The following is a 25,489-nucleotide window of genomic DNA, read 5'->3' as shown; positions in this document are numbered from 1 at the left end:
TACGATTTCTGGGGTCTGGTGCCGTCGAACCTGCATCTGTTCTGCCCGCCCGAGAACGGCACGATGTTCCTGCTCGGGACGGACAGGCTTGGGCGAGACCTGCTGTCGCGCATCATCTACGGCGCGCGGATCTCGCTCACCATCGGCATCGTCGGCATCGCGGTATCGTTCACGCTGGGATTGTTCTTCGGCGGATTGGCGGGCTATCTCGGCGGGTGGGTCGATCACGTCATCCAGCGGATGATCGAGATCCTGCGCTCGCTGCCCGAGCTGCCGCTCTGGCTTGCGCTCTCGGCGGCGCTTCCCGCCAACTGGAGTCCGATCCTGGTTTTCTTCGGCATCACGATCATTCTCGGCCTCCTCGATTGGCCGGGACTGGCGCGAGCCGTCCGCTCGAAGCTGCTGTCGTTGCGCGAGGAGGATTTCGTGAAGGCGGCGGAGCTCATGGGCGCCTCGAAGCAGCGCATCATCTCGCGCCATCTCATCCCGAACTTCATGAGCCACCTGATCGCCTCCGCGACGCTCTCGATCCCGTCGATGATCCTCGGCGAAACCGCCCTCTCGTTCCTCGGCCTCGGCCTGCGACCGCCCATCACCTCCTGGGGCGTCTTGCTGAACGAGGCGCAGAACCTCGCGGCGGTGCAGCTTCACCCGTGGCTGCTCTTCCCCATCATCCCGGTGGTGATCGTCGTGCTGGCGTTCAACTTCATGGGCGATGGGATGCGGGACGCCGCGGATCCTTACCATTAGCACCCTTGATTTTAGTACCAAAAAATAGTACTAGATTGAAGAGCAGACATCTGGCTACGCTCATACTGATCTACAAACGCCCGGTCAGCGGCTCGGTGCCGTGGAGAGCGATAGAAGGGCTGTTTATCGCTCTTGGGGCGGAGTTGAGCGAACGAGAAGGGTCACGGGTGGCAATCTTCTGGGCTGGCGAGGTCAGGGTATTCCACCGGCCTCATCCTTTGCCGGATACCGACAAGGGTGCGTTGGCAAGCGTGCGGAAGTGGCTCGAGAGCAACGGAGTTGGACCGTGAAAAACAATCTGCTGGATATCGAAGGCCACAAGGCGGTCGTCGCTTACGATCCAGACTTGGAGATGTTTCGCGGCGAGTTCATCGGACTCAGCGGCGGGGCCGATTTCTATGCCGCCGATGTCGCCAGCCTGAAAGCGGAAGGGCGCATTTCGCTGAAGGTTTACGTGGAGGCCTGCAAGGAGCGAGGCATCGCCCCCTATCGTGACTTTTCCGGCAAGCTCAACCTGCGCCTCGACCCAAAGGTCCATGAAGCGGCCGTGGCTGCGGCCGCGGCCGAGAGGCTCAGTCTCAATGAATGGATATCCGAAAAAGTGCGCGAAGCGGCCATGTCGGACTAGGCGCTCGGAGCAAGGATCTCGCCCCGCGAAAAACGCGGGGCGAAATCGATCGTTGTCTCAGCGGCCGCGCGGGCCCTTGTCGAGCCAGCTGACCTGACGGCCATCGCCGCGCGACTCGCTGGCGCGCGCGGGCTGCTGATGCTGGCGCTGTCCGCTGCCGGAAGTCGCGCCCGCGGGTTTTGCGCCGCGCGGACGATGACGCTTCGGTCCGCGATCGGCATTGGGGTCGGCGTTCCGCGGTGCGCCGTGGCCCTGATGGCCGCGGGCATGAGGCGCGGAGCGGGGACGCTGCGCCTGCTGCTGGYGGCGCGGCTCGCGGGGTTCTTCCCGTTCGCCCGCCACTGGACCGGCCTGGAAGCCTTCCGGCAACGCAGCAACCGGAACCTTGAGGCGCGTCAGCTTCTCGATGTCGCGCAGGAACGCCCGCTCTTCATCGTTGCAGAACGACATCGCGATGCCGGTCGCTCCCGCGCGGGCCGTGCGGCCGATGCGGTGAACGTAGGATTCCGGCACGTTGGGCAGGTCGTAGTTGATCACGTGGCTGACGCCGTCGACGTCGATGCCGCGGGCCGCGATATCGGTGGCGACCAGAACCCGGCACGAACCGGCGCGGAAGGACGCCAGCGCCCGCTCACGCTGCGGCTGCGACTTGTTGCCGTGAATGGCAGACGCGTTGACGCCCGCCTTTTCGAGACCGCGAACGATCTTGTCTGCGCCGTGCTTGGTGCGGCTGAAGACGARCACACGCTCGATCGACGGATCCTGCAGCACAGTCTCGATGAGAGCCTGCTTGCGCCCGGTCGACACGAACATGACGCTCTGCTCGACACGCTCCGCCGTCGTCGCCACTGGGGCAACGGCAACGCGGGCGGGATCGCGCAGGAAGGTGTCGGCCAACGTCGAAATCGTCTTCGGCATGGTGGCCGAGAAGAAGAGCGTCTGGCGATCCTTCGGCAGCATCGTGACGATGCGCTTCAACGCGTGGATGAAGCCGAGGTCGAGCATCTGGTCGGCCTCGTCGAGAACGAGGATCTCGACATCGCGCAGGCTTAGCGCCCGGCGATCGATGAGATCGAGCAGACGGCCGGGTGTCGCCACCAGAACGTCGACGCCGAACGAGAGATCGCGCTCCTGCTTGCCGATGGCGACGCCCCCGAACACCACCGAGGTGGTGAGCTTCATGTGGCGGCCATAGGTGCGGAAGCTGTCGGCGATCTGGCTGGCCAGTTCGCGGGTCGGGCTCAACACGAGAACGCGGCAGCCCTTGCGGACGGCAGCGCGGGGATTTTCAGACAGGCGATGGATGATCGGCAGCGCGAACGCCGCCGTCTTGCCGGTGCCGGTCTGGGCGATGCCGCAGATGTCGCGGCCGGCCATCACATAGGGAATGGCCTGCGCCTGGATCGGGGTGGGCTTCTCGTAGCCTTCGGTCGCAAGCGCCTTCAGGATCGGCTGGGCCAATCCGAAATCGGTGAAAAGAGTCAAAATGGATATCTTTCGAGCAGAAAAAATGAGCCAAAAAGGCCAAGTTCGTCATGCCAATTCAGTTGGAAGACGGGCGCTGCCGGGCTCTTGGCGACCACCCGCGTGTGGGGCAGTCGAGCGGTCAAGCGATTGAAGAAAGGGGCCGGGCCTCCACCATCGGGCGGATATCCGTCACGCAGCCCCACTCAAGCGGCTCCGATCGGAGCGCTGACGCCGTGTTGTGCATATGAGGGATAAGGGGCTGTTCGTCAAGCTCAGCGGCTGACATAAGGGCCACCGACGCGCTTTTGCGCGGAATTCTTCGGTCGCGGAAACCAGCGGGGCCGAGCAAGGTGAAGGCCGACATGTCGCGTTCCGACCGCATGCCCTGGGGGTTCGTGACGGCCCTGTCGGTCACCCAGCTCGTGTCCTACGGCACCCTCTTTTATGCCTTCGCCCTTCTCATCGAGCCGATGGAACGGGATCTCGGCTGGTCCAAATCGGCGCTGACGGCGGCCTATTCGCTGGCTCTCGTGTCCTCGGCTTTCTTCGCGGTCCCGGTGGGTCGGCTGATCGATCGGGGGTACGGGCGCGCCGTCATGACCGGCGGTTCCATTCTGGCAGCGATCCTGCTGGCGCTCTGGTCCCAGGTCGGCGACTACGCCTTGTTCGTGCTGATCTGGGTCGGCCTGGGCGCCTCCATGAGCGCCGTTTTATACGAGCCGGGCTTCGCGGTTCTCGCGCTGCGGCTCGGATTTCAGGCGCGGCGCGGCATCACCGTGATGACGCTGATCGGCGGGTTTGCCAGCACGGTGTTCATCCCCCTCACCCACGTGCTGATCGAGGCCTATGGGTGGCGCGGATCGCTGCTTTTTCTGGCCGCCGTCAACCTGGTCATTTGCGCCGCCCTGCACGTGGTGGCGATCCCCAAAGCCGCCGGGCAGCCGGCGCGGCACTCCGAGTCCCCCTCTGCGATCCGGTCGGATCCGCGTCGGGTCCTGACCAAACCGTCATTCTGGTGCTTCGTCGCCATGTCGGTGTTCCAGGGAATCATCTCGACCGGGCTGCCCATCCATCTCATTCCGCTCCTCGTGGAGCGCGGATTCACCCTCGAATCCGCGGTGCTCGCCTATTCGGTGATCGGGCCGGCGCAGGTCGCCGCCCGCTTCGCGACCGGCTTCGGGGAGCGGGCCCTGAGCCTGCGGGCCATCGGCCTGATCACCATGGCGGTGAGCACGCTGGGTTTCGGGCTCCTGCCCTTCATTCCCGCCGGGTCATGGCTGCTCTTCGTGTTCGCCCTGCTCTACGGCGCGTCGAACGGCATGCTGACGATCGTGCGAGCGCTGCTGCCGCAGGAATTGTTCGGCCGCGAGGATTACGGCGCTATCCAGGGCATGATCGCGACCCCCGTCCGGCTCGCCCAGTCGGCGGCCCCCTTCGCGTTCGGGGCGCTGTGGGGATGGTGGGGCGGCTATCAGGCGGTCGCCGTCCTTTGTTTCATGATGGCTCTCGGCTCGTTGATCGCCTTCGTGCTAAACCTGATCCTCGCACCGGAGCCTGCCATCCGTGATTAAATTTCACTTGCCTTAGGTGGCTAAAGAAATCACTAGCAAAGCGCCGGGGGTCCGGCTTTCGAAGGAAAGACGCGTTACGTGACGACAATCACCGATCTCCTTATCGTCGGCGGCGGCATCAACGGGGCGGGCATCGCGCGTGATGCGGTGGGCCGCGGTTTGTCGGTGGTTCTGTGTGAACAGGGCGACCTCGCCGGCTACACCTCCTCGGCCAGCACGAAGCTCATCCATGGCGGGTTGCGATATCTCGAATATTACGAGTTCCGGCTCGTTCGCGAGGCCCTTTTCGAGCGCGAGCGCCTGCTCGAGGCCGCGCCGCACATCATCTGGCCGCTGCGCTTCATCCTGCCGCACGAAAAGGGGATCCGCCCGGCCTGGTTCGTCCGCCTCGGCCTCTTCCTCTACGATCATCTGGCGCCCCGCAAGCGGTTGCCCGGAACCGAGACGATCCATCTCACCCGCCATCCCGCCGGACAGGCTTTGAAGCCAGGATTCGACACCGCCTTCGTGTATTCGGATTGCTGGGTCGAAGACAGCCGCATGGTGGCGCTGAACGCCCTCGACGCTTTCGAGCGGGGAGCCGACATCCGCGTGCGCACGAAGCTCGTCTCCGCGCGCCGCGACGGCGACATCTGGGTCGCGACACTCGAAGATGCGAGCCAGGGCCGCTATGAGGTCCGCGCCCGCGCCGTCGTCAATGCGGGCGGCCCCTTCGTGGCGGATGTTCTCAACTCCAAACTCGGCCTCAACACCAACAAGAACGTGCGGCTCGTGAAGGGCAGCCACATCGTGGTGCCGAAACTGTTCGACGGCGATCAGGCCTTCATCCTCCAGAACAAGGACAAGCGCATCGTCTTCGCGATTCCCTATCAGGGCAAGTTCACGCTCGTGGGCACCACCGACATTCCCGTCGAAGCCGTGCCCGACAAGAAGGTGGAGATCAGCGGGGATGAGATCCGCTACCTCTGCGATGCCATCAACCATTTCTTCAAGCGCGAGATCCAGCCTGCCGACGTGGTGTGGACCTATTCCGGGGTGCGGCCGCTTTTCGACGACGGCTCGAGCAATGCGTCCGCGGTCACCCGCGACTATGTGTTCGAGCTCGACGCGCCCAACGACAGCGCGCCGGTGCTGTCGATCTTCGGGGGCAAGATCACGACTTTCCGCAAGCTCGCCGAGCACGCGCTGGAGGATCTGAAACGTTTCTTCCCCGCCATGAAACCGTCCTGGACCGAGACGGCGAAACTCCCGGGCGGCGACATGCCGGACGCGGATTTCGACCTCTTCCTGGGGACGGTGAAGTCGCGCTTTCCCTTCCTTGATCCCGCCCTCGCCTATCGGTTGTCGCGCGCCTATGGCACCCGCATCACGAACCTCATCGGCACCGCGACGTCCATGGCCGATCTCGGCGAGGATTTCGGCGCTGGGCTGACGGCCGCGGAAGTGGATTATCTGGTCGACCACGAATGGGCACGCAGCGCCGAGGATATCCTCTGGCGCCGGTCGAAGCTCGGCCTGCATGTACCGGGCGATGCGCCCGCCCGCATCGACGCCTACCTGGCGACGCGCAGCCGCGGCCGATTTGCCGCCCAATCGCAAGCGCGCTAGGAGCAGCCTTAAGCAAGATCCGGTCTCGGGAGCGTTTCATGGCCAATTATGTCGGCGCCATCGACCAGGGCACGACCTCTTCGCGGTTCATACTGTTCGACAGGACCGGTTCGCTCGTGTCGGTCGCGCAACGGGAGCATCGGCAGATCTACCCGCAGCCGGGCTATGTGGAACATGACCCGATCGAAATCTGGCGGAACACCGAGGCCGTCATTGGCGAAGCTCTTGCGCAGAAGGGGCTGAAAGCGGGCGATCTCGCCGCGATCGGAATTACCAACCAGCGCGAGACCACGCTGCTCTGGGACAAGAGCACGGGACAGCCCCTGCACAATGCCCTCGTCTGGCAGGATACGCGGGTGGATTCCATCGTCGCCGAGTTCGCGCGCGACGGCGGCCACGACCGCCTGCGCGACAAGACCGGACTTCCTTTGACGAGCTACTTCTCCGGCCTGAAGCTGCGCTGGCTTCTCGATGCCGTTCCGGGCGCCCGCGAAAAAGCCGCCGCCGGCGACGTCCTGTTCGGGACCGTCGATAGCTGGCTCGTCTGGAACCTGACCGCCGGTCGCTGCCACATCACCGACGTCACCAACGCGAGCCGCACGCAGTTGATGGATATCCGAACCCTCGAATGGGATGCGGAGATCCTTGCGCTGTTCGACATCCCAGCCGCCTGCCTGCCGACGATCCGCTCGTCGAGCGAGGTCTATGGCGAGGCGGTCGGGTTGCTCGCGGGCGTTCCCATCGCGGGAATTCTCGGAGACCAGCAGGCGGCGCTGGTGGGCCAGACCTGCTTCGATCAGGGCAAGGTGAAGAACACCTATGGCACCGGCTGTTTCATGTTGATGAATACAGGCGAGAAGCCCTACCCGTCGAAGCACGGATTGCTCACGACCGTGGGCTACAAGTTCGGCGATTCCAAACCGGTCTATGCCCTCGAAGGGTCGATCGCAATYGCGGGCGCGCTGATCCAATGGCTGAGGGACAATCTCGGTATCATCGAGCATAGCGCCGATATCGAGGAACTCGCGCGAAGCGTTCCCGATAGCGGCGGCGTGACGATCGTGCCGGCGTTCTCGGGCCTTTACGCGCCTCATTGGAACGCCGCCGCACGCGGTCTCATCGGGGGGCTGACACGCTACGCCAACAAGGGGCACATTGCCCGGGCCGCGCTGGAAGCAACCGCCTTTCAGACCGTCGAAGTTCTCGAAGCGATGACGCAGGATACGGGCATTGCCGTCAAGGAGCTATGCACCGATGGCGGCATGGTGGTGAACGACCTGCTGATGCAGTTCCAGGCCGATATCCTCAACGTTCCGGTGGTTCGACCGAAGGTGATCGAAACCACGGCCCTGGGCGCGGCCTACGCGGCCGGCCTCGCAACCGGGTTCTGGGGCGGCACGGCCGAACTCGTGCAGAACTGGGCCGTCGACAAACGCTGGCGTCCGGAAATGGAGGATTCCGACCGGCGCCGCCTCAACGCGGCGTGGAGGAAGGCAGTCGGGCGGGCGGTGGACTGGGTGTAGGCGCGACCCAGCGCCCCGCGCAGCCTATCATCCAAGGGAGTTCCGGAGCTTCTCCGCATGGGCCGAGAGAATTTCCGGCTTCTCCAAAGCGCCTGAATGCGGTTTCAGAGGAATTCCCTCCCAGCGGGGAATGACGTGGAAGTGCAGGTGAAACACCACCTGTCCGCCGGCTGGCTCGTTGAATTGCTGGATCGTCAGACCGTGCGCCTCGAACGCCTCGACGACGCCTTTGGAAACCACCTGCACGGCCCGCATCAGATCAGCGAGGTCGTCTGCGGGCACATCAAGGATATTGCGCGCCTTGGTCTTCGGGATGACCAGCACATGCCCGTCGCCCCGCGGCATGATGTCCATGAAAGCCAGCGCCTTGTCGGTTTCATAGACCTTGTGGCAAGGAATTTCCCCTCTCAGGATCTTGGCGAAGATGTTGCTGTCGTCATAGGACTTCACGGCTCCGACTCCTGTCATGGGCCCGGGGTGCGACACGTGCGCAATGCCTTTGAAAAGCATGGATCGGCAACCTCGGCAAGACGGCGGGAACTGCGATTCGTCTGCGCTGTTCAAGGATCGCTTCCCGTTGCAAAGGTTATCCAAGTCTCACGGAACCATCGTATCACCCCGCTGTTTTCAAAGCAGACCTAACCTCCAGGAGGCTTTGAGATGGCGACAAGCAGTTCGACTTCGAAGCGGGGCTTCGCGTCGATGGATGGCGATCGGCAACGCGAGATTGCAAGCAAGGGTGGCAAGAGCGTTCCTGCCGAGAAACGGTCGTTTTCTCAGGATCGCGAACTGGCATCCGAGGCAGGACGGAAGGGCGGACAAGCGTCCGGCACCAACCGGCCCACGCAAGAATAACTGCCTATTGAAGACAACGTAAGGGGGCCGCTGGACGGCCCCTTTATTTTGCGCCCGTCGCCCGTCCGTCCTCTAGCTTTTGAACTTGAATGCCGCGTCATCCACGCAAGGGGCAGGATCTGGCATGTCCGGAGCCGCCACGGATCTGACGGGTGCGTGGACCAAGCGAAAGGCCGGCCATTGCAAACCGGAATCCCTGATGGCCGAGGCCAGATTGGCAGCCGCGGTGCTCGTCAGACCCACGGTGGGAACGCCGAGGGCGGAAGCGGCCTCCGCCTTCAGGCCGTCATCATGCTCCTCCCCCGCTATGACGACGAGCGCCATCAGGCGTCGTTCGTCGGGAGTTGTGAGCCGAGACCCGGGCACCCGAAAATCCATGGGGAGGGCGCGTTCTCGCGCGAGAGAGAACGCCAGCAGCGTGGCCTCCGAGACAACCGAGCGGGCCAAGGCAGATGAGGTCCAGGGACGCAACTCCGCCTCGGCATCATCGACCAGGGTCAGGTCGCGGGTGACGACGAGTTCACGCCGGGACCGTAAAATATCGAGGACCGGCACGGCAGAAGGGTGCAGCAGAAGCCCGAAATCGCCACTTTCCGTCGCGTGTGATCTCTCGTCTTCCATGCTCTCCTCGACGTTGCTCTAGAACCTCAGACTCCGCGACACGCTTGCCGGCCCACCGAAGGCAGGGACGACGAGCCGACGCCGCAGCATCAACGGACACATCACGCCATCCTCGTCCTTGGAAGGGACAAGCCCGCTGAAAAGCGAAACCGTAGAAGTATGATCACTTGGTGGCGAACTGGAGGCGAGCCGGCAGAATTCGTCCGGCACCTCCTCGTGACAGAGATGAGCGTCGATCTCAGTGGCAGCCGTCACCCTCGCCTCCCGGTTTACAAGCGTCGCTGTGTGGGAAACGGAGCGGAGAACGCTCCTGTTCCGCTCTCAGGTGCGTCAAAACGCGCAGAGGGCGCGCGAACCGAAGTTCACGCGCCCTCTGTTGATGCGTCTTTGCTTTACGGCTTCTGAGCCGGTGCAGCAGGCGTCATCGGCTTGGTGGTCGTGGTGCCGGTGGTCGAGGTGGTGGTACCGGTGGCGGCAGCATCACGATCCGTGTCGAACGCAGGCGCTGCCTGCAGCTCGGCCTTGGTCATGCGCAGAATCACGCGCTCCGGCTCGCCATCGTCCATGGCAGTGGTGCTCTTGGTCGTCGTTGTCGTCGTCGTCGTCGCCGGGGCATTGACCGCCGGGGCGGTCGAGCCGGTCGTGGTGACCGTCTTGTTATCCTTCATGGCGTTGACCTGTTCGCGGGTAGCGAACTCGAGCGACTTGAAGGGAATAGCGACGTCCTTTTCGCCGATTCCAAGGAATCCGCCGACGCCGACAACGGCTGCCACGGCCTGACCGTTGCGATCTACGATGACGTCGTTGATGTCGCCGATCGACTCGTTGTTGGCGGTGATGACCTTGGTGCCGATGAGCTCCGAGGCCAGCATCTGGTTCATTTCAATCTTGGTCATGAAAGAACCCGACGCGGCGGCGCCCGTCGTGGAGGGCATCGCGCTCGGCGCAGCCGGCGCCGTGGTCGCAGAGTTCGGGGTGCCGGGCGCGGTCGACGGCGATGCGGGAGCCTGCGCGAAAGCGGGGGCTGCGAACATCGTCGCGACGAGACAAGCTGCCATATGCGTCTTGAGCATTGTGAACTCCTTCTGGTAATTTACGTGGTTATCCGTCCAGTGCCACTGCACTTGCTTTCACAACGAAGCATCCGTCCGATCGTTCCGGTCTGTCGCACAATAATGCCTCGATTGGCAGAGATTTTCCTAAGCGGAGATCCGCCTTCAACCGGAAACTCCCTGCCGCACCTGCTTACTTGTTCCTGAAAGCGGAGCAGTTTTACTAGCGACACACAGGAGGCAATGCCGGCGTTCGCTTTGAATGCTTGAGGTGGCCCTGTTAAACCGCAACCTACCGGCTGGCCCTGGCCGCGGGTCGTTTTCGAAAGATCAACGAGAACGCCCGACGCAGAGCGAAGGTTGCAGGGGTCAGCACCTCGTCGGCGACCAGCCGCGCGCCGTCCTTCCGGCGCGCCAGCACGAGGCGACGGTTGTGGAACGCTTCGAGTTCGGGCCGATGCCCGACGCTGATCATGGCCGCATCGGGCAGGCGCTGGGTGATGCGCTCCATGAGGGTCTCCTGCGCGTCGCCGTCGAGCGCGGAGGTGGCCTCGTCCATCACGATGATGTCCGGTGCCTGAATGAAGAGCTGGGCGAAGGTCAGGCGTTGCTGTTCGCCTCCCGAGAGAGTGCGTTCCCACGGGACTTCCTCGTGGATGCGGTCCACGAGATGCCCCAGTTCGGCGTCGCGAAGGGCCTTTTTGACCTCCTCGTCGTCGAGGCTGTCCGTCGGGTTCGGATATGCAACGGCGTGCTTGAGGGAACCGATCGGCACGTAGGGCCGCTGCGGCATGAAGAACAGCTTCGCGCCCTTCCGGATCAGGATTTCCCCCTCGCCCCAGGGCCAGAGGCCCGCGATGGCGCGGATGAGCGTGCTCTTCCCGGCGCCGGATTCGCCGACGACGAGCACGCGCTCGCCGCGATCGATGCTCACCCGCGTCTCGCCCACCACGGCGGTGCCGTCGTCGAGGTTCACCGCGAGCCCCCGCAATTCGAGCGAAACCTTCGAGCCCTCTTCGGAGCGCACGATGTGCCCCGCTCCAGGCTTTTCGGCTCGCTCCAGACGGTCGAGCGATACGATCAGGCCCGCAACACGATTGGCGGATGCGGTCCAATCGGCAAGTCGCGGATAATTCTCCACCAGCCAGTTGAAGGATTGCTGGACGGTGACAAACGCCGTTGCGGCCTGCATGACTTCACCGAGCGACATCGTGCCGGCGAGATATTTCGGCGCGCAGAGTATAATCGGAATCACCGGCGCGAGGACGAAGTTGCCGTAGGAAACCACCGTGGTGCGAAGATATTGCCCACAGAGTTCGCGCCATCGCGCGATCACGTTGCCAAGCGCGACGCTGAGACCGCTGCGCTCTTCCGGCTCGCCGCCGAGCAGCGCGATGCTCTCTCCGTTTTCACGAAGACGCGTGGCGGCATAGCGAAACTCGGCTTCCGCCTGATTTTTGTCTTCCGCCACCTGAACGAACCGGCGCCCGATGAACAGCATCGCGGTCGTCGTAATGATCGAGTAGATCACGGCCACAAAAACAAGATAACCCGGAATTTCGATGGTCCTGCCATTCCACTCGAATGAAATGGCGCCGCCGACCGCCCAAAGGACGCTGATAAACGTGATGGCCGTCAGAATGGCGGTCGTGACACCGAATGCGAAGTCAACGGGGGATTCAGTTGCGATGCGGGTGTCGTCGGCGATGCGGAATTCCGGGTTCTCATGCTGACCCTTGACGAGATTCAGCTGATAATAGCGGCCATTCTTCAGCCAGCGGTCGATCTGGTAATCCGTCAGCCACGCGCGCCAGGCGCGCTGGGTGGTCAGGCGTCCCCAGACCGAGCCGACATTGAACGCCACGGCGGCGAGGGCGAGAGGCACGAAGAGCAGCGCCAGGGACCCCACGAGAGATATGTCGCGCTTCTCCAAGGCATCGAAAATCTGCCGGTTCCACACGTTCAGGCGATATTGCACGAACAATTGTCCGAGAATGATCGCCAGCAGAGTAAGCGTGAGAAACCACGCCTCGCGCTTGCGTACCCCGGTCCAAAATCCCGATGCTGCTTTCCAGAACCTGGCGAACAAGCGGCGTCTTTCGAGTGTCACGCCCGCTTCGTTCACGCTCATCTCCAGGTTCGTTACAATGATTGTCGAAAAAAGGTTGGACTATCCGTTGAAAGAGAAAGCTTCCGGAAGTCCCGTCACGCAGAGGCTCGCAGCCGCTTCCTTGCCCGCTTGCGCCAGCGGGCTGACCGCCCCCAGGCAACCATGAGGCTGACCGCGCCGCTTGGGTGCCGTCGTCTCCTCACCGGATTGGCGGGTCACGGGGGTGCGCCGAACATCGCTCGAGGCTTCTTCCTTGAGTGTGATCACAGGTAGATCGGTATCCTTCGAGAAGTATGTAGTGTTGCTGCGCGGGTCGGACTGGAAGAGGATTTCACCGCTCGTATCCTTGAGCACAACCTTCACGTTCGACACGCCAACCAGCTCAACGACTGACACGCTCCGCCGTTCCGTTGCCATCACCCGGGCCGCGACACGATCGCCCTTGGCCGTCGCAACCACCGACTGGGAAAGCGGCGCCGGCGCACTCACGTCGTTGCCGGCACGCCCGACCGCGCCGGGCGAAAAGCTTGCAACCATAAATGCGCTTCCGATCATTCCCATCACAGTCGCGGGCACCTGGAACATCGTCGTCTCCGCCGGTCAGAAGGTCGCCGTCACGTTGGCGCTTCGGGCAAATAACGCGACTGTATCCTTGAGAGTTCCGAAGGCTTAACCGCTCGTAAAGCAACAAACAAAAAGGAACTTTCTGCTCCGGGGACGCGTTGAAACGATACCGGCCTCCTGGTCCTCCCCGCATTCCCCTTGTGCATCGGCCGGCACCTTCAGACGGGCTTCGCGCCCGTCTTTTTTGTGATGCGCACCACAAAAAAACCCGGCCAACGCGGCCGGGCTTTTAACGATTAGTTCTGGTTCAGGCGGACGCGCGCACGTCGCGTCGACGGGCACTCTGCTGGAAGAACAGCGCCTGGCTGATCACGGCCGACACGTTGGCCGGCTGGAAAGGTTTGGCGATGAGGAAGGCGGGTTCGGGCCGCTCACCGGTCAGGAAACGCTCCGGGTAGGCCGTGATGAAGATCACCGGGACCTCGAAGGCCTTCAACAAGTCGTTGACGGCATCGAGCCCGGAGCTTCCATCCGCCAGTTGAATATCCGCCAGGATGAGGCCCGGACGATGGCTGGAGGCCAGTTTCACGGCTTCGGTGCGCGTGCGGGCTACACCGGTCACGTTGTGGCCGAGCCCTTCGACCAGAGCTTCGAGATCCATGGCGATCAGCGGCTCGTCCTCGATGATGAGGATGTCGGTCGCCATGTCGGCCGCAAGCTCACGGCCTGCTTCATCGACGAGTTCGCGGACCGTGGGGATATCGACCGCCAGGATTTTACCGACGTCGTCTTCTCCGAAGCCCTCGAGGCAGGAGAGCAGGAAAGCCTGCCGCGGCAGGGGCGTGATCTGTCCAAGCCGGACTTCGGCCGGAAGATCCCGCTGGGTCAACTCGCTGCGTCCATTCACCGAGAGGGAATTCCAGATCTTGGTGAAAACCTCGAACAGCTCCACCTTCACGTTGCCGTTGGCCGCGATGGTGTTGGGATCGCTCACAAGGGTTTCGAGGGTGGCAGCAACATAGGCATCGCCGGCCATTTGGCTTCCGGTAAGCGCCCGCGCGTAGCGGCGCAGGTAAGGCAGGTATTGGACGACAAGCTGTGCTGTCGACATTCGCGTCCCCTTAATTGTGGTTTTTGGGCTCTTGGTTTCGATACGAACGGATAAACTCGGCTGCAACGCAAAAGTTCCCACCGTGGAACCGAAACGGCCCTTCGGCGTTATCGCTCGAAAATCAATATGACGGCACTGCCAAGTTTTGCAATCGACCGGGTTTTTGCTACCGCTGGGGAGCGGATCGCGAGGGGAACTAAATGACTTCTGAAAAGGGCAACAAGCTCGCCCGGGTGATCGCCGAAGGTGACCTGGGGGACAAGCTTGCAACCGATGCGAGGCTCGACAGCGTCAGCCAAAAGCGAATCGGAGACCAACTCAGAGCCATGTACGACGATCTCGTGCAGCAACCGGTCCCCGACCGCTTCAAGGATCTTCTGGCGGCGCTGGAAGGGAAAGGCCGGGAGACCAGCACGTGACATTGGAGCCGGACCTCCGGGATGCCCTCCTCGCCGCCGTGCCCAGTCTGCGTGCTTTTGCCATCTCGTTATCCGGCCAGGTCGACCGCGCCGACGACCTCGTTCAAGACACTCTGCTGCGCGCCCTGTCCAACATCCACAGGTTCGAGCCCGGCACGAACCTGAACGCCTGGCTCTTCACCATCCTGCGAAACCTCTTCCATTCGGAATACCGCAAACGTCGCCGCGAGGTGGAGGACCCTGACGGATCCTATGCGGAACGGCTGATCGTGCAGCCGGAGCAGGCCTCCAAACTCGACTTCGAGGATTTCCGCACTGCTTTGGCGACGCTTCCCCACGACCAGCGGGAGGCTCTTTTGCTCGTCGGCGYGTCCGGATTTTCCTACGAGGAAGCGGCTGAGATCTGCGGCTGCGCGGTGGGAACCATCAAGAGCCGCGTCAACCGCGCGCGGTTCAGGCTGGCGAGCGTGCTGCGGGTGGATTCGGACGCCGATATCGGCCCCGACAGCATGACCCGCGCGGCCCTCCAGACCTCCCGCTAAGCAAGTCTCTTCGACCATCCCGACGGGGAAACGAAAAACGCCGCCCTGAGGCGGCGTTTCACGAAAACTCGGGATCGCTAGAGTGGGTTTCTGCCGCGCAGAAGGCCGATCACGGCCGAGATGGCGAACAGGACGATGGCGACAAAGAAGATGAGCTTTGCGATTTCGACCGCGGTACCGGCGATTCCGCCGAAACCAAACAGAGCCGCAACAAGCGCGACGATGAGAAAAGTGACTGCCCAGCCGAGCATGGTGTTACCTCGCAAGAATGATAAATCGGCGCGTGCCGATGACACTCAAATAACGCCAAGCGGAACTGTGGAGTTCCGTCAAAAAGACTCATTCGTTGGTTCGGGTGGTTAATCTCAAGTAACCAGGAGAAGATAACGAGTATGGAACGGACCTCCAGGCCATACGTTTTCCAGAATAATCGGGAGACGAACATCATGAATCGTTCGGTTGCCTTGCGCACGTTCGCGATCTTCACGACGATTACCGCATTCGCGATTGTCGCGGGTGTTTCCTCCCAGGCAGCCATCGCCGAAGCGATCTTCGTCATCGGCGGCACGCTTGCTCTGATCATGCTGGCGTTTGCTGCAGCCCTCCCGCGCGCTGAGCCCGTTCCCATTCGCGTGAAATCGCGGCACTGAAACTGAGATCTGAAAAAACGGGCGGCCCGTTTGGCCGCCTTTTTTATTCGTCAGGTCTCCGTCGGCTCGCCCCCGTTGGGATGCAGCACACTCCCCGTCATGTATGACGAATCCTCGCAGGCCAGAAACAAGAAGCACGACGCGACCTCGTTGGGCTGACCGGGTCGCTTCATGGGCGTGTTCGCGCCGAAGGTCGCAACTTTTTCCGCCGAAAATGTCGACGGAATCAGCGGTGTCCAAATGGGGCCGGGCGCGACGCCATTCACCCGAATGCCTCTCTCCGCGAGCTTTTTGGCAAGCGAGCGCGTGAAAGCCAGGATGGCACCTTTGGTGGCGCTGTAATCCAGCAATTCGGGACTGCCGCGATAGGCGGTGACGGACGTGGTGTTGATGATCGTCGCGCCTGGCTTGAGATGAGGCATGGCCGCCTGGGTGACAAAAAAGATTCCGAACACATTCGTGCGGAACGTTCGTTCGAGTTGTTCGGGCGTGATGTCCCGTATCATCTTCTGCGGATGCTGCTCGGCCGCATTGTTGACGAGCGTGTCGAGTCTTCCAAAGGTTTCGATCACCTGCTCGACAGCGCGGCCAGCGAACGCTTCGTCGCCGATATCGCCGGAAACCAGGAGGCACTTGCGGCCCTCTTGTTCAACGAGCCGTTTGGTTTCGCGCGCATCTTGATTCTCGTCGAGATAGACGATCGCCACGTCGGCACCCTCGCGGGCGAACAGCACCGCGACCGCGCGACCGATCCCGCTATCGCCGCCGGTGATGAGCGCGACCTTGCCGCTCATGCGCCCGCTGCCTGGATAACGCGGGGCGAAATCCGGTTTCGGGTTCATCTCGGTCTCGCGGCCCGGCTGCCGGTCTTGCGTCTGGGGTGGCAAGGTGTGTGGTGTGTCCGATGTCATGGGCGCATCCGCTGTCAGGAGGCCGGCCGCCTGTCACTCAGACAAGAGAAAGCCCGCGTCGGATGACCAACGCGGGCGATAAATGCGTGTTCCTGAAGCGTCGAGCCTAGACGTCCGCGCGCAATGTCGGTTCGTGCCTGTCGGCGTCCCGTCCCATATTGAGGAGATGGTAGAGGATGATCGCGCCGAACGTCGCGGTTCCGATTCCGTCGAGGGTGAAACCGCCAACCGTGAGTTTGAAGTTTCCGGCGCCGAGCACCAGCGCCACCGCGACGGTGATGAGATTGCGGGGATTGGAAAAATCGACGCGGTTCTCAACCCAGATGCGCCCCGCGGTGGCCGCGATGAGGCCGAACACCACGATCGACAAACCACCCAGAACGGGGCCAGGAATCGTCCCGATGAAGGCGCCGAATTTCGGCGACAGTCCGAGGAGGAGCGCGATAAAGGCCGCGACCAGAAAAACCACCGTCGAATAAATCCGCGTCACCGCCATCACGCCCATGTTCTCCGCATAGGTGGTCATGCCCGTGCCGCCGGATGCGCCGGACAGCATGGTGGCGAGACCATCGCCCATGAAGGCGCGGCCGAGATACGGATCGAGGTTGCGGCCGGTCATCGCCCCGATAGCTTTGATGTGGCCGAGATTTTCAGCCACCAGGATGATGGCGACAGGCGCGATCAAACTCATGGCGGTGAAGTTGAACACCGGGGACTGGAAGGTCGGAAGGCCGAACCAGGCCGCCTGTCCGACTTTGGCAAAATCGATCGGCGCGCCGTAGCCGAGCATGTTCGCCCCGATCAGGTACGCCACATAGCCGATGAAACCGCCGGCGAGCACCGGCAGCCGTCTCCACATTCCCGGGGCGTAAACCGCCACGAGCCCGACCGCCACGACAGTGATCAGCGCGACCCAGCGGGCAAAAGACGTGCCCGCCTGATTGTCACCCCCTGCGCCCGAGGCACTCGAGATGGCGATGGGCGCGAGCACCAGGCCGATGGCGGCGACGATGGCGCCGGTCACCACCGGCGGCATCAGGCGCTCGACCCAGCGATGTCCCGCGATCTGTACGATAATGCCGATCAGGAAATACAAGGCGCCGGCAGCGATGATGCCGCCGAGAGCCAGGGGAATATTGGGATTGGGCGTGCCGACCGCCGCGCCGGTGGCGACCAGAACCGGACCGATGAACGCGAAGCTGGAGCCGAGATAGCTCGGCACCCGGCCGCCCACCACGAAGAAGAAGATGATGGTGGCGATGCCCGAGAACAGGATCGACACATTGGGATCGAATCCCATGAGAATGGGCGCCAGCACCGTTGCGCCAAACATCGCGACGACATGCTGCAAGCCGACGATGACGGTCTGCCCCATCGGCAGCCGCTCGTCCGGCATGATGATTCCCTCGGTCTTCAGGGTCCATCGAGGCAGGTAACGTTCGGTCATTTTTTTATCCCCCAGCTATGCCGCATGGCAGCGCACCGTAGCGCCCTGCCCTCGGAACTGACTAGGCCGCCGGGCCAGTTATTAACCGCCGTGAAGGCCCGGTCTGGACAGGGGCGTGCCGGCCGTTCAGGCTCCTCCCCTCATGATGGAGGATGACGATGCGTAAGGATGTCCACGTGCCGGCGGGCATTGTCCACAGCCTTTGGATCGACAGCGAAAGCCTCGTCGGGAACCTCCTCGATGATCCGACGCGACGTCGCGTCGACGTGTATGTGCCGAACGGGCATGACGGGCGCGATCTGCCCCTGCTGGTCGATCTCGTGGGCTATACGGCGGGAGGTCCCGCTCACACCAACTGGAAGAATTACGGCGAGAACCTGCCCGAGCGCCTCGACCGCCTGATCGGCACCGGGGCGATGCCGCCGGTTGTCGTCGCTTTTCCGGATTGCTTCACGCGACTTGGCGGAAACCAGTATATCGACAGCGCCGCCACCGGCCGCTGGGAGAGCTTCCTCATCGACGAAATGCTGCCTTTCGTGGAGCGGCGTTTCGGCTGTGGGGGCGATGGGCGTCGCGGCGTGTTCGGCAAGAGTTCCGGTGGTTATGGCTCGCTGGTCCTCGCCTTGCGCCATGGCGGCACGGTGTGGTCGGCCGCGGCGTCGCATTCGGGCGATGTCGGGTTCGAGTTCCTCTACCATCTGGGAGAGTTCGCAGGCGCCCTGCGGCACCTTGTGGATTACGAGATGTCGATCGAAAAATTCGTGCGGAAGTTCGAGGCCGGACCGAAAGCCAAGGATGCCGATTGGCACACCATGATGGTCCTCGCACAGGCCGCCACTTTCGATCCCGATCCGGACGCCTTCTACGGCATCCGCCTTCCGGTCGACATGCACACATGCGAGGTCGTCGCAGAGCGCTGGGCCAATTGGCTGCGATGGGACCCGCTGCGCATGGCCGACCGGCCGGAACATCTCGAGGCGCTCCGCCGGCTGAAACTGCTCTACGTGGATTGCGGCGATATCGACCAGTACAACATGGTCTATGGCTCGCGCCTGCTCCATGCCAAGCTGGATGCCGCCAACGTCGCGCACACCTACGAGGAATTCCACGACAACCACTCGTCGGTCGATTACCGGATGGATACCAGCCTTCCGATGCTCGCAAAGGCTTTGTACTAGCGTTCAGGCGCCATCCGGCTCGTCTTCGGTGGGCAATTCGCAGCGGTTGTGGATATGGACCGCCGCCACGGCCGCATGCCCCATCGCAACGACGATCTGGTCGAGCCCCCGCACGATATCGCCCGCCGCATAAAGGCCCTTGACGGAGGTCTGATTGTGACTGTCGACGATCAGCCCGCCCGAAGGATCATGCTCCGCTCCCAGCGACAGCGCGAGTTCCGACCGGTACTTGAGGCCGAGCGCCGAATACAGAACGTCGAATCGGTGTTCCTTCCCGTGGACGTGAATGGCCGCGATGCGGTCACCCTCCATATCGAGGGTCTCCACGGGATCCTCCATGACCTTGACGCCATGCTCGTCGAGGCGGGCTCTCTCCGACGACGTCAGGTCAAGCCTTCTCCCCAGGGTGAGGAGTGTCACGTCGCGCGAGTAAGTGCGGGCGATGAAGATCGCCTCCCCCATGCCGCGGTCCCCATAGCCGATCACCGCGACCTTTTTGGCCCGCGATTCATAGCCGTCGCAGATCGGGCAATAGCGCACCATGCCGCGCTGAACCGCGTGCGGAAGGTTCGGGAGATCGGGCTCCACATCGACCGCGCCGGTGGCGAGCAGCACCCGCCGCGCCGTGAGTGTTCGACGGTCGCCCCCTTCCCCGGTCCAGGTCGCCATGAAGCGATCGGGCTGCTTCGTCAGCGCCTCCACGGTCCCGTTCTGAACGTCCACGTCGTAGGAGCGAAGACTGTCGCGCTGGCGCGCCAGGATATCGTGGCCCGAAATTCCGGCGGCGAAGACCGGGATGTTGTGACTGGTGGGGATCCACGCCGCCCGGGGGGCGCCGCCATCGACGACCACGAAACGCCGCCTGAGGCGCGCCAGATAAAGCGCCGCCGTCAGCCCCGCCGGGCCGCCGCCGACGATGATGCAGTCTAGAAGGTCGTCCTGTTCCGGCATGGCCGCCCCGTCTCCCCGCGCGAAATAGGCACAACCCGCGAAGGCGAAAAAGGTCGCGGGCGGCGCCGCGGTGGTCCCGGATTTTTCGACGCCGCGAAGGGGGTCGGCGTGCCCTCCTCCGTCGCGAACCAAAAAAATCGAAATCAACCCCATGCAAAGTAAGCGTTTGGGTCATTGCGATAAGACCCACCCGATTACCGCCCCGATCACACTCCGTCGTAAATCCTCGCTGTAATCCCGCATCGATCCTGCCCACGCTGCCCAGAAGACAGGGAATCACGATTTGCACCAGGCTGAATCCCTCGCAGTGGCTCGACGTTGGATAAATCTGCTCTAGAAGGCGAGCGGCCAAGTACCGGCTGCAAGGGATAGACTGCGGCGACGACACAGAGAATGCACCAGATCGCCGGGCATCAGGAGGCACATCAGAATTAAGAGACAAGTAGGCTCGCGCACCTTTATCGATGATCAGCAGCCTTAACAGGCAGGTTTAGAAAAAGTTTTTCTTGCATCGGCTTGCTCAGAGATCTTGAATAGGTTGCAGTCATGTGATGACTATCTCGATAGACAAGCGCGCCGCCGATTAATACTGGGCAAAAGCTAGAATCACAAAAATAGTCGGAGAAATCTAAAATCCGCACATTCAACATGTTTGCCGCAAATAATAGCTTGTCCTCCCGCAATACTTCTTCGCGTGAAGCTAGGCAGTCAGTTTTCCAATTTTTGCTGCCCTCAAGGCATTTTCCAGGGTGAAATGCTAGCCATGGTATGTTTCGGACGTGGCGCACGTCCAATCCCATTTCCAGTATCGGTTTCCAGGTAGCGGCAAGCTTCTCGGGCGTGGCCGTCTGGTCTCCTGGCGAGTGAGAAATGAGCACAATATCCGGACGCTCTCTCGCGAGCCATTCTATTACGTTCTTAGACCATTCCGCGCATTCTATGTAAGGACGCTTGAGGCCGACGTCGTAGACTGGCTCCAGCGAGAATATGCACGCCGATTTTGCTATTCCACGAAAGTATATCGGCTGGGTTCGCGAGAGTTCCTCGAACGCCGGAAACCAGTGCGTGGCGTGGGAATTGCCGATCATGACGATCTTCATGCCGCGTGTCGGATCTCCGTAGCTGCACGTCAAGACCTCAGTGCCCTGTGTGGTTTGATGGCACTTGGCCGCATAAGCTGATGACACGTCGGCGCTCACTCTCTCGGGTCTTGGAATGATTTTCGAAGGATCCTCGTTGCGCCAGTTGTAATGGGGGTCTTTCATCGCGGACGCGCCTCGCGGAGCAACCGCGCCGATTTCCGGTACGGGTTCGCCCATCTCCCTTGCCAGGTAAATCGTGCCGGCGATGCATGTAAGCGCAATGCTGCCAGCACCCATTACAAGTGTACGGCCGATGGCAAATCGCGAGCCTCGAAAAGGATCTTCAACGAATATCTTGCTGAGATGAGYCAGGGCCACCGAGGCAAGGAAAAGGACGAGACCGGAACGAGGGCCAATTGCCCGTCGTGTCACCTCGCCATAGAGAACGATGAGGGGCCAATGCCAAAGGTAGAGAGAGTAGGATATGTCACCGAAGTACTGGAAGACACGCGACTTCAAAATCCGACCGGCTGACCAGGGAAATCGCGCGCCACTGGACCTGATCACCGCCGCCGCACCGAGGGTGGGCAGCAACGCCGCGTAGCCGGGAAAGCTCGTCTCGTCACTATAGACGACGATGGCGATGATGATCGCTCCAAGGCCCGCGATCCCAAGAGCTATACCTGCAGGCTGAGACAGGGCTTTTTTAGATTGAAAGACTGCCAACCCGCCTCCGAGAGCCAATTCCCAGGCACGGGTGGTGGTCGCAAAATAGGCCACCGCCGGATTGAGTGGAGTCAGCCAAACCGAATAGGCAAGCGATCCAAGCCCGATCAGGCCAATGACCCAGCCGAAAGCCGTGCGGCAGCTCAAGGCCCTCCGCCGCGTCAAATAGAGGATGGACAGAAGGATCCACGGCCAGAGGATGTAGTATTGCTCCTCGACCGAAAGAGACCAAAAATGGTTCATCGGTCCCTTGGCGTCATCCGCCAAATAGTCGACGGCTTGGGCCGCCAAATACCAGTTCTGGACGTACAGGGCACTTGCTACGAGGCTGCTGGCGATCTCTGACCACTGCGCCTGCCGGAAGAATGGGATCGACAGCGCCACCACCAGGGTGACAAGGGTCGCTGCGGGCAGAAGGCGTCGGACGCGCCGAGCGTAGAAGGCGGGGATGTCGATCCTGCCGGTGCTCTCAAACTCTCTGATGAGAGTTCCGGTGATCAAATAGCCGGAGATGACGAAGAAGACGTCGACCCCCACATATCCCCCCGGCAGCAATCCCGGCCATAGGTGGTAGATGAGGACGGCCAGGACCGCCACGGCCCGCAAACCCTGGATTTCCGGAACGACGTGATGCCGGGAAGGAATCATATCTTAGATTTAAGCCTTTGATATCCCCGGCTCACATCGGGATTACGGCTCCCTTGCAAGCTTGAGTATCGGCCGATTCATAGGCCATTGCCGCCCAGCCTTGAAGGAGACTGACCAGATTAATTGATTTGGGTAACTAGCATGCGCGTCTCCTGTGGGTCCACTCGCCAGAGAACTCCTTCGCGCGCGCATCCTGATGTTCCGGCACCTTAAGTCCCCGATCGAGCGGCTCGGCATGGAAGCACAAGGCGCTCAAATCACAACTACTAGTAGTCAAAATTCAACCGGCGAGCGATCGGCCGGGGTGGGCGTTAACCACCGCCATTAGCATTAGTCGCCGCTAAGGATTGTCTGCAGCCCCTGTCGAAACGGAATCTCCGCCGTTATTCCGAGCACCCGATGCGCCAGTTCGGGCGAGCCAAGCGAGGTGCGAATATCCCCCGCACGTGCGGGTTCGTATCGGATCTTTGCCCGGTAGCGCTCGACGAGGATTCGTGCGAGTTCGGTTACCGACGTCCCCTTGCCAGTGCAAACGTTCACAACTGGCGCAGAGACATCGGCCTTCTGGATGGCTGCTACAAGAAAGCGAGTGACGTCATATACGTGGACGAAGTCGCGGCTCTGGTCGCCATCGCCATAAATGACGAGTTCCTCACCATCGACGGCCCGCTGCAGAAAAATGGAAACGACCCCTGAATACGGCGAATGCGGGTCCTGGCGAGGGCCATAGACGTTGAAAAAGCGCAGGCCGAACGTCCGTAGGCCCCGGGAAGCTCCCAAAGCTCTTGCCTGGAACTCATTGCTCAGCTTGTCGGAAGCGTAAGGTGACAAGGGTTGCGGGGGCGCCGTCTCCGGTAGGGGCACATTCTCGTTGGCCCCATAGGTGGCCGCCGACGACGCATAGATGACGGGGACACCAGCCCGGCACGCAGCCTCGAACACCGTGGCGGTTCCCAAAAGATTAACTTCGCTGGTCTCCCGCGGGGCTTCGATGGACTTCTGGACCGACGCGATAGCCGCGAGATGGAAGCAGACTGCGGCTCCGTCGAATGCCCTTTCGACCACCACCGGATCCCGGATATCGCCCTCGAGAAGTTCTGACTCGGGTGCCAGATTGTCGCGCTTTCCCGACGACAGGTCGTCGAGAACCCGTACGCGGTGACCAAGCGACAAAAGTCGCTCGACAAGATGAGAACCGATAAAGCCGGCGCCGCCGGTGACAAGAAAAAGCCCCATTTCTTAGAATCCATCCTGCCTCGATCAGGCTCTATATCATTCTGCCGGCGACCGCCAATAACCGGAAGCCGCAAATGTTGCTGATCTGAAGGGATAAGTCGGCCAAGGACCTTATCTAGTCCGGATGGGAGGGAGAGGCCCGGCTATTGTGTCCTTAACGCCGGGCGGCTAATAAGCCGGTTTGCTCGCCAGGAGCGACGGGCCCGCCTTAATGGATGTCACTCAGAAGCTTGTGGAGCCGACCACCGGAGAGCCGGTCCTCAGTGTCGTCATCGGGATCCGCAATTGGGGGCTCGACCGGCTTGAAGTCGCCTTGAGATCCCATCGCGAGGCAGAAATCGATCCGATCGAAGTGGTGATATCCGACTATGGCTCGGAAAATCATCAGGACGTCCGCAAGATTGCCGAGGTGTTTGGCTGCAAGTACGTCTACACGGACGCGCCGGTCTGGAGCCGCTCGGCTGCTCTTAATGCAGGCGTGATGGTCGCGAGCGCCGAAAACGTCCTGACGACCGACGCGGATATCATTTTTTCTCCAAAGGCCCACGGCGTTCTCCTCGCCCACCTGCGGCAGATGCCGAATTCCGTGCAGATTATTCAATGTCGCGATCTGCCCGACGCATTCGGCGCCGAGAACCTTTCGACTTTCGATTGGGACGGCTTGTTCAAGGTCTCCTCGATCCGCCCCCGGTGGGGTATGGGGGGCTCCGCGACCTTCACCAAATCCTTGTTCGCGAGACTTCACGGCTTTGAAGAACGCATGACGGTTTGGGGTGGCGAGGACAACGATTTCGTGCAGCGAGCCCGTCGCTCCGGGGCTCCCCTGAATTGGATTGAGGACCGAGACGCGCAGATCTACCATATCTGGCATCCGCCGGATTCGAGAGGCACTTCGCCGGCAGGCACGAAAGTTGTCGAACAGAACAAGAAGATCCTGCAGGAAGACCGCACGATCGTTCGGAACCTTTCAAGGTCCTACCGCGGATCGGGCACCTTTGTGCCGACGGTTTCCATCGTCATCACCACGAAGAACCGCCCTGATCTGCTCCGAGAATCCATTGCCAGCTGTCTTGCCCAGACATTCGAGGATTTTGAGATCCTCGTCGTGGACGACGGGTCCAGCGAAGAATTAAGAGCCAGCCTTGACGATTTCGACGATTCTCGAATCCGGCTGTTCCGCGTTTCCGAAAGCCGGGGTGTCGGATTTGCTCGGAACTACGCCAATCGCCTGGCGCGCGGCGAGTTCATCGCGATCCATGATGACGACGACCTGATGCTGCCCGAGCGGCTCGCGCAGCAGCTTGGTGCGATCATCGACGATTTCGCGGGATCTTACGGCGGTTGGCTCGACTTCAACGACGAAACCGGCGCCCTCACTGCCAATCCGGGACGCACGACCTTCGATCGTGGGTCAATGATGTTCGGCAGGACGCTTGCGCATGCGACCATTCTCATCCGGCGCCAGGTGCTGGCCTTCTACAAGTATAATGAAAATTTCCAAGCCAATTCCGACTATCATCTGCTGAACAGGATCGCGCGCGCCGGCGTGCGCCTCGCGCATTGCGGCCACTTCGTAATTCTGCGCCGGCTGCATACGCATAATCTGACGACAATCCAAGGATCGGCACAGAAATCGACCGCGAGCATCAGCAAGGCCATGGCGCGCGAGACCCTTTCGGTGAATCTCGACCAGCAGCTCCGCAGGGCCGCAAGAGGCATCCCGCTAGCGCAGGTGCCTCTTGCGGAACTCGTGCAGGCCGCTCAATTTCTTCCGTCGCGGCTGCTTGCCAAGCGAGTTAGGCTCGAATTCCACGCTCCGATTTCGGCGCGTCACACCTC

25 protein-coding genes are annotated in these 25,489 nt (G+C 61.8%); 12 read left to right on the top strand and 13 right to left on the bottom strand.

The features are described 5' to 3' along the window. Both AC1DVM_RS15740 and AC1DVM_RS15735 read left to right on the top strand, forming a co-directional pair. Positions 1 to 750: ABC transporter permease (locus AC1DVM_RS15740; protein WP_477255763.1), on the top strand; the 750-nt coding region annotated here is incomplete at its 5' end. A gap of 286 nt (positions 751 to 1,036) precedes the next feature. Then, positions 1,037 to 1,378, top strand: a complete 342-nt coding sequence (locus AC1DVM_RS15735) for a type II toxin-antitoxin system HicB family antitoxin (protein WP_477255761.1) — start codon at positions 1,037 to 1,039, stop codon at positions 1,376 to 1,378. Positions 1,379 to 1,435: 57 nt separating this feature from the next. Here the strand turns inward: AC1DVM_RS15735 and AC1DVM_RS15730 are convergent, their stop codons facing one another. After that, positions 1,436 to 2,863 (bottom strand): DEAD/DEAH box helicase, encoded by a 1,428-nt coding sequence (locus tag AC1DVM_RS15730; protein ID WP_477255759.1) that lies wholly within the window; start codon positions 2,861 to 2,863, stop codon positions 1,436 to 1,438. Positions 2,864 to 3,207: 344 nt separating this feature from the next. On the opposite strand from AC1DVM_RS15730, the gene AC1DVM_RS15725 reads away from it, so the two are divergent. The 3 genes from AC1DVM_RS15725 (at position 3,208) to glpK (ending at position 7,547) form a co-directional block, all read left to right on the top strand. Beyond that, positions 3,208 to 4,416, top strand: a complete 1,209-nt coding sequence (locus AC1DVM_RS15725; RefSeq protein WP_477255757.1) for an MFS transporter — start codon at positions 3,208 to 3,210, stop codon at positions 4,414 to 4,416. 78 nt (positions 4,417 to 4,494) lie between these two features. Then, entirely contained in the window at positions 4,495 to 6,024 is a 1,530-nt protein-coding gene (locus tag AC1DVM_RS15720; protein ID WP_477255755.1) for a glycerol-3-phosphate dehydrogenase, read from the top strand. Positions 6,025 to 6,062: 38 nt separating this feature from the next. Beyond that, positions 6,063 to 7,547 carry a glycerol kinase GlpK gene (glpK, locus tag AC1DVM_RS15715; protein ID WP_477255753.1) on the top strand — a complete coding sequence of 495 codons (1,485 nt, stop codon included), beginning with the start codon at positions 6,063 to 6,065 and terminating at the stop codon, positions 7,545 to 7,547. A 27-nt stretch (positions 7,548 to 7,574) separates the two neighbouring features. Here the strand turns inward: glpK and AC1DVM_RS15710 are convergent, their stop codons facing one another. Next, entirely contained in the window at positions 7,575 to 7,997 is a 423-nt protein-coding gene (locus tag AC1DVM_RS15710) for an HIT family protein (RefSeq protein ID WP_477255752.1), read from the bottom strand. A gap of 210 nt (positions 7,998 to 8,207) precedes the next feature. Between AC1DVM_RS15710 and AC1DVM_RS15705 the strand changes: the two genes are divergently transcribed. After that, entirely contained in the window at positions 8,208 to 8,402 is a 195-nt protein-coding gene (locus tag AC1DVM_RS15705) for a con-10 family general stress protein (RefSeq protein WP_477255750.1), read from the top strand. A 72-nt stretch (positions 8,403 to 8,474) separates the two neighbouring features. Here the strand turns inward: AC1DVM_RS15705 and AC1DVM_RS15700 are convergent, their stop codons facing one another. Beyond that, complete coding sequence (locus AC1DVM_RS15700; protein WP_477255748.1) at positions 8,475 to 9,023, bottom strand: hypothetical protein; 549 nt, start codon at positions 9,021 to 9,023, stop codon at positions 8,475 to 8,477. Positions 9,024 to 9,415: 392 nt separating this feature from the next. After that, positions 9,416 to 9,919, bottom strand: a complete 504-nt coding sequence (locus AC1DVM_RS15695) for a PRC-barrel domain-containing protein (protein WP_477255746.1) — start codon at positions 9,917 to 9,919, stop codon at positions 9,416 to 9,418. On the opposite strand from AC1DVM_RS15695, the gene AC1DVM_RS15690 reads away from it, so the two are divergent. After that, complete coding sequence (locus tag AC1DVM_RS15690; RefSeq protein WP_477255744.1) at positions 9,918 to 10,115, top strand: hypothetical protein; 198 nt, start codon at positions 9,918 to 9,920, stop codon at positions 10,113 to 10,115. The genes AC1DVM_RS15695 and AC1DVM_RS15690 overlap by 2 nt on opposite strands. 252 nt (positions 10,116 to 10,367) lie before the next feature. Here AC1DVM_RS15690 and AC1DVM_RS15685 read toward each other — a convergent pair whose 3' ends face one another. The 3 genes from AC1DVM_RS15685 to AC1DVM_RS15675 form a co-directional block, all read right to left on the bottom strand. Beyond that, a complete protein-coding gene (locus AC1DVM_RS15685; protein WP_477255742.1) occupies positions 10,368 to 12,200 on the bottom strand; it encodes an ABC transporter ATP-binding protein/permease in 1,833 nt (610 codons plus the stop codon). Positions 12,201 to 12,245: 45 nt separating this feature from the next. Further along, a complete protein-coding gene (locus AC1DVM_RS15680) occupies positions 12,246 to 12,770 on the bottom strand; it encodes a hypothetical protein (RefSeq protein ID WP_477255740.1) in 525 nt (174 codons plus the stop codon). Positions 12,771 to 13,056: 286 nt separating this feature from the next. Then, entirely contained in the window at positions 13,057 to 13,860 is an 804-nt protein-coding gene (locus tag AC1DVM_RS15675) for a response regulator (protein WP_477255738.1), read from the bottom strand. Positions 13,861 to 14,060: 200 nt separating this feature from the next. On the opposite strand from AC1DVM_RS15675, the gene AC1DVM_RS15670 reads away from it, so the two are divergent. Both AC1DVM_RS15670 and AC1DVM_RS15665 read left to right on the top strand, forming a co-directional pair. Further along, positions 14,061 to 14,279, top strand: a complete 219-nt coding sequence (locus AC1DVM_RS15670; protein ID WP_477255736.1) for a NepR family anti-sigma factor — start codon at positions 14,061 to 14,063, stop codon at positions 14,277 to 14,279. After that, the gene (locus AC1DVM_RS15665) at positions 14,276 to 14,821 is read left to right on the top strand and encodes a sigma-70 family RNA polymerase sigma factor (RefSeq protein WP_477255734.1); all 546 of its coding nucleotides are present in this window, start codon (positions 14,276 to 14,278) and stop codon (positions 14,819 to 14,821) included. The genes AC1DVM_RS15670 and AC1DVM_RS15665 overlap by 4 nt, the downstream gene beginning before the upstream one ends. Before the next feature lie 77 nt (positions 14,822 to 14,898). On the opposite strand, the gene AC1DVM_RS15660 is transcribed toward AC1DVM_RS15665, so the two are convergent. Next, the gene (locus AC1DVM_RS15660) at positions 14,899 to 15,072 is read right to left on the bottom strand and encodes a DUF1328 domain-containing protein (RefSeq protein ID WP_477255732.1); all 174 of its coding nucleotides are present in this window, start codon (positions 15,070 to 15,072) and stop codon (positions 14,899 to 14,901) included. A gap of 195 nt (positions 15,073 to 15,267) precedes the next feature. On the opposite strand from AC1DVM_RS15660, the gene AC1DVM_RS15655 reads away from it, so the two are divergent. Further along, positions 15,268 to 15,471, top strand: coding sequence for a hypothetical protein (locus AC1DVM_RS15655; protein WP_477255730.1), 204 nt, complete (start codon positions 15,268 to 15,270; stop codon positions 15,469 to 15,471). A gap of 50 nt (positions 15,472 to 15,521) precedes the next feature. Here AC1DVM_RS15655 and AC1DVM_RS15650 read toward each other — a convergent pair whose 3' ends face one another. Both AC1DVM_RS15650 and AC1DVM_RS15645 read right to left on the bottom strand, forming a co-directional pair. Next, positions 15,522 to 16,382 carry an SDR family oxidoreductase gene (locus AC1DVM_RS15650; protein ID WP_477255728.1) on the bottom strand — a complete coding sequence of 287 codons (861 nt, stop codon included), beginning with the start codon at positions 16,380 to 16,382 and terminating at the stop codon, positions 15,522 to 15,524. A gap of 106 nt (positions 16,383 to 16,488) precedes the next feature. Beyond that, entirely contained in the window at positions 16,489 to 17,829 is a 1,341-nt protein-coding gene (locus AC1DVM_RS15645; protein ID WP_477255725.1) for a solute carrier family 23 protein, read from the bottom strand. Between the two features lie 158 nt (positions 17,830 to 17,987). Here AC1DVM_RS15645 and AC1DVM_RS15640 point away from each other — a divergent pair, with 158 nt between their 5' ends. Beyond that, entirely contained in the window at positions 17,988 to 19,007 is a 1,020-nt protein-coding gene (locus AC1DVM_RS15640) for an alpha/beta hydrolase (protein WP_477255723.1), read from the top strand. A gap of 3 nt (positions 19,008 to 19,010) precedes the next feature. Here AC1DVM_RS15640 and AC1DVM_RS15635 read toward each other — a convergent pair whose 3' ends face one another. The 3 genes from AC1DVM_RS15635 to AC1DVM_RS15625 all read right to left on the bottom strand — a co-directional run bounded on the left by AC1DVM_RS15635 (position 19,011) and on the right by AC1DVM_RS15625 (position 23,650). Continuing rightward, complete coding sequence (locus AC1DVM_RS15635; protein WP_477255721.1) at positions 19,011 to 19,958, bottom strand: NAD(P)/FAD-dependent oxidoreductase; 948 nt, start codon at positions 19,956 to 19,958, stop codon at positions 19,011 to 19,013. Positions 19,959 to 20,416: 458 nt separating this feature from the next. After that, the gene (locus AC1DVM_RS15630) at positions 20,417 to 22,414 is read right to left on the bottom strand and encodes an acyltransferase family protein (RefSeq protein WP_477255719.1); all 1,998 of its coding nucleotides are present in this window, start codon (positions 22,412 to 22,414) and stop codon (positions 20,417 to 20,419) included. Between the two features lie 330 nt (positions 22,415 to 22,744). Beyond that, positions 22,745 to 23,650: an NAD-dependent epimerase/dehydratase family protein gene (locus tag AC1DVM_RS15625; protein WP_477255717.1), complete on the bottom strand. Its 906-nt coding sequence runs from the start codon at positions 23,648 to 23,650 to the stop codon at positions 22,745 to 22,747. 211 nt (positions 23,651 to 23,861) lie between these two features. Between AC1DVM_RS15625 and AC1DVM_RS15620 the strand changes: the two genes are divergently transcribed. Next, positions 23,862 to 25,489: glycosyltransferase (locus AC1DVM_RS15620; protein WP_477255715.1), on the top strand; the 1,628-nt coding region annotated here is incomplete at its 3' end.

This window comes from Microvirga sp. P4_A5 (genome assembly GCF_056402495.1).
Note: the sequence above shows the minus strand (reverse complement) of the source record. Positions and strands in the feature narration are given on the sequence as shown.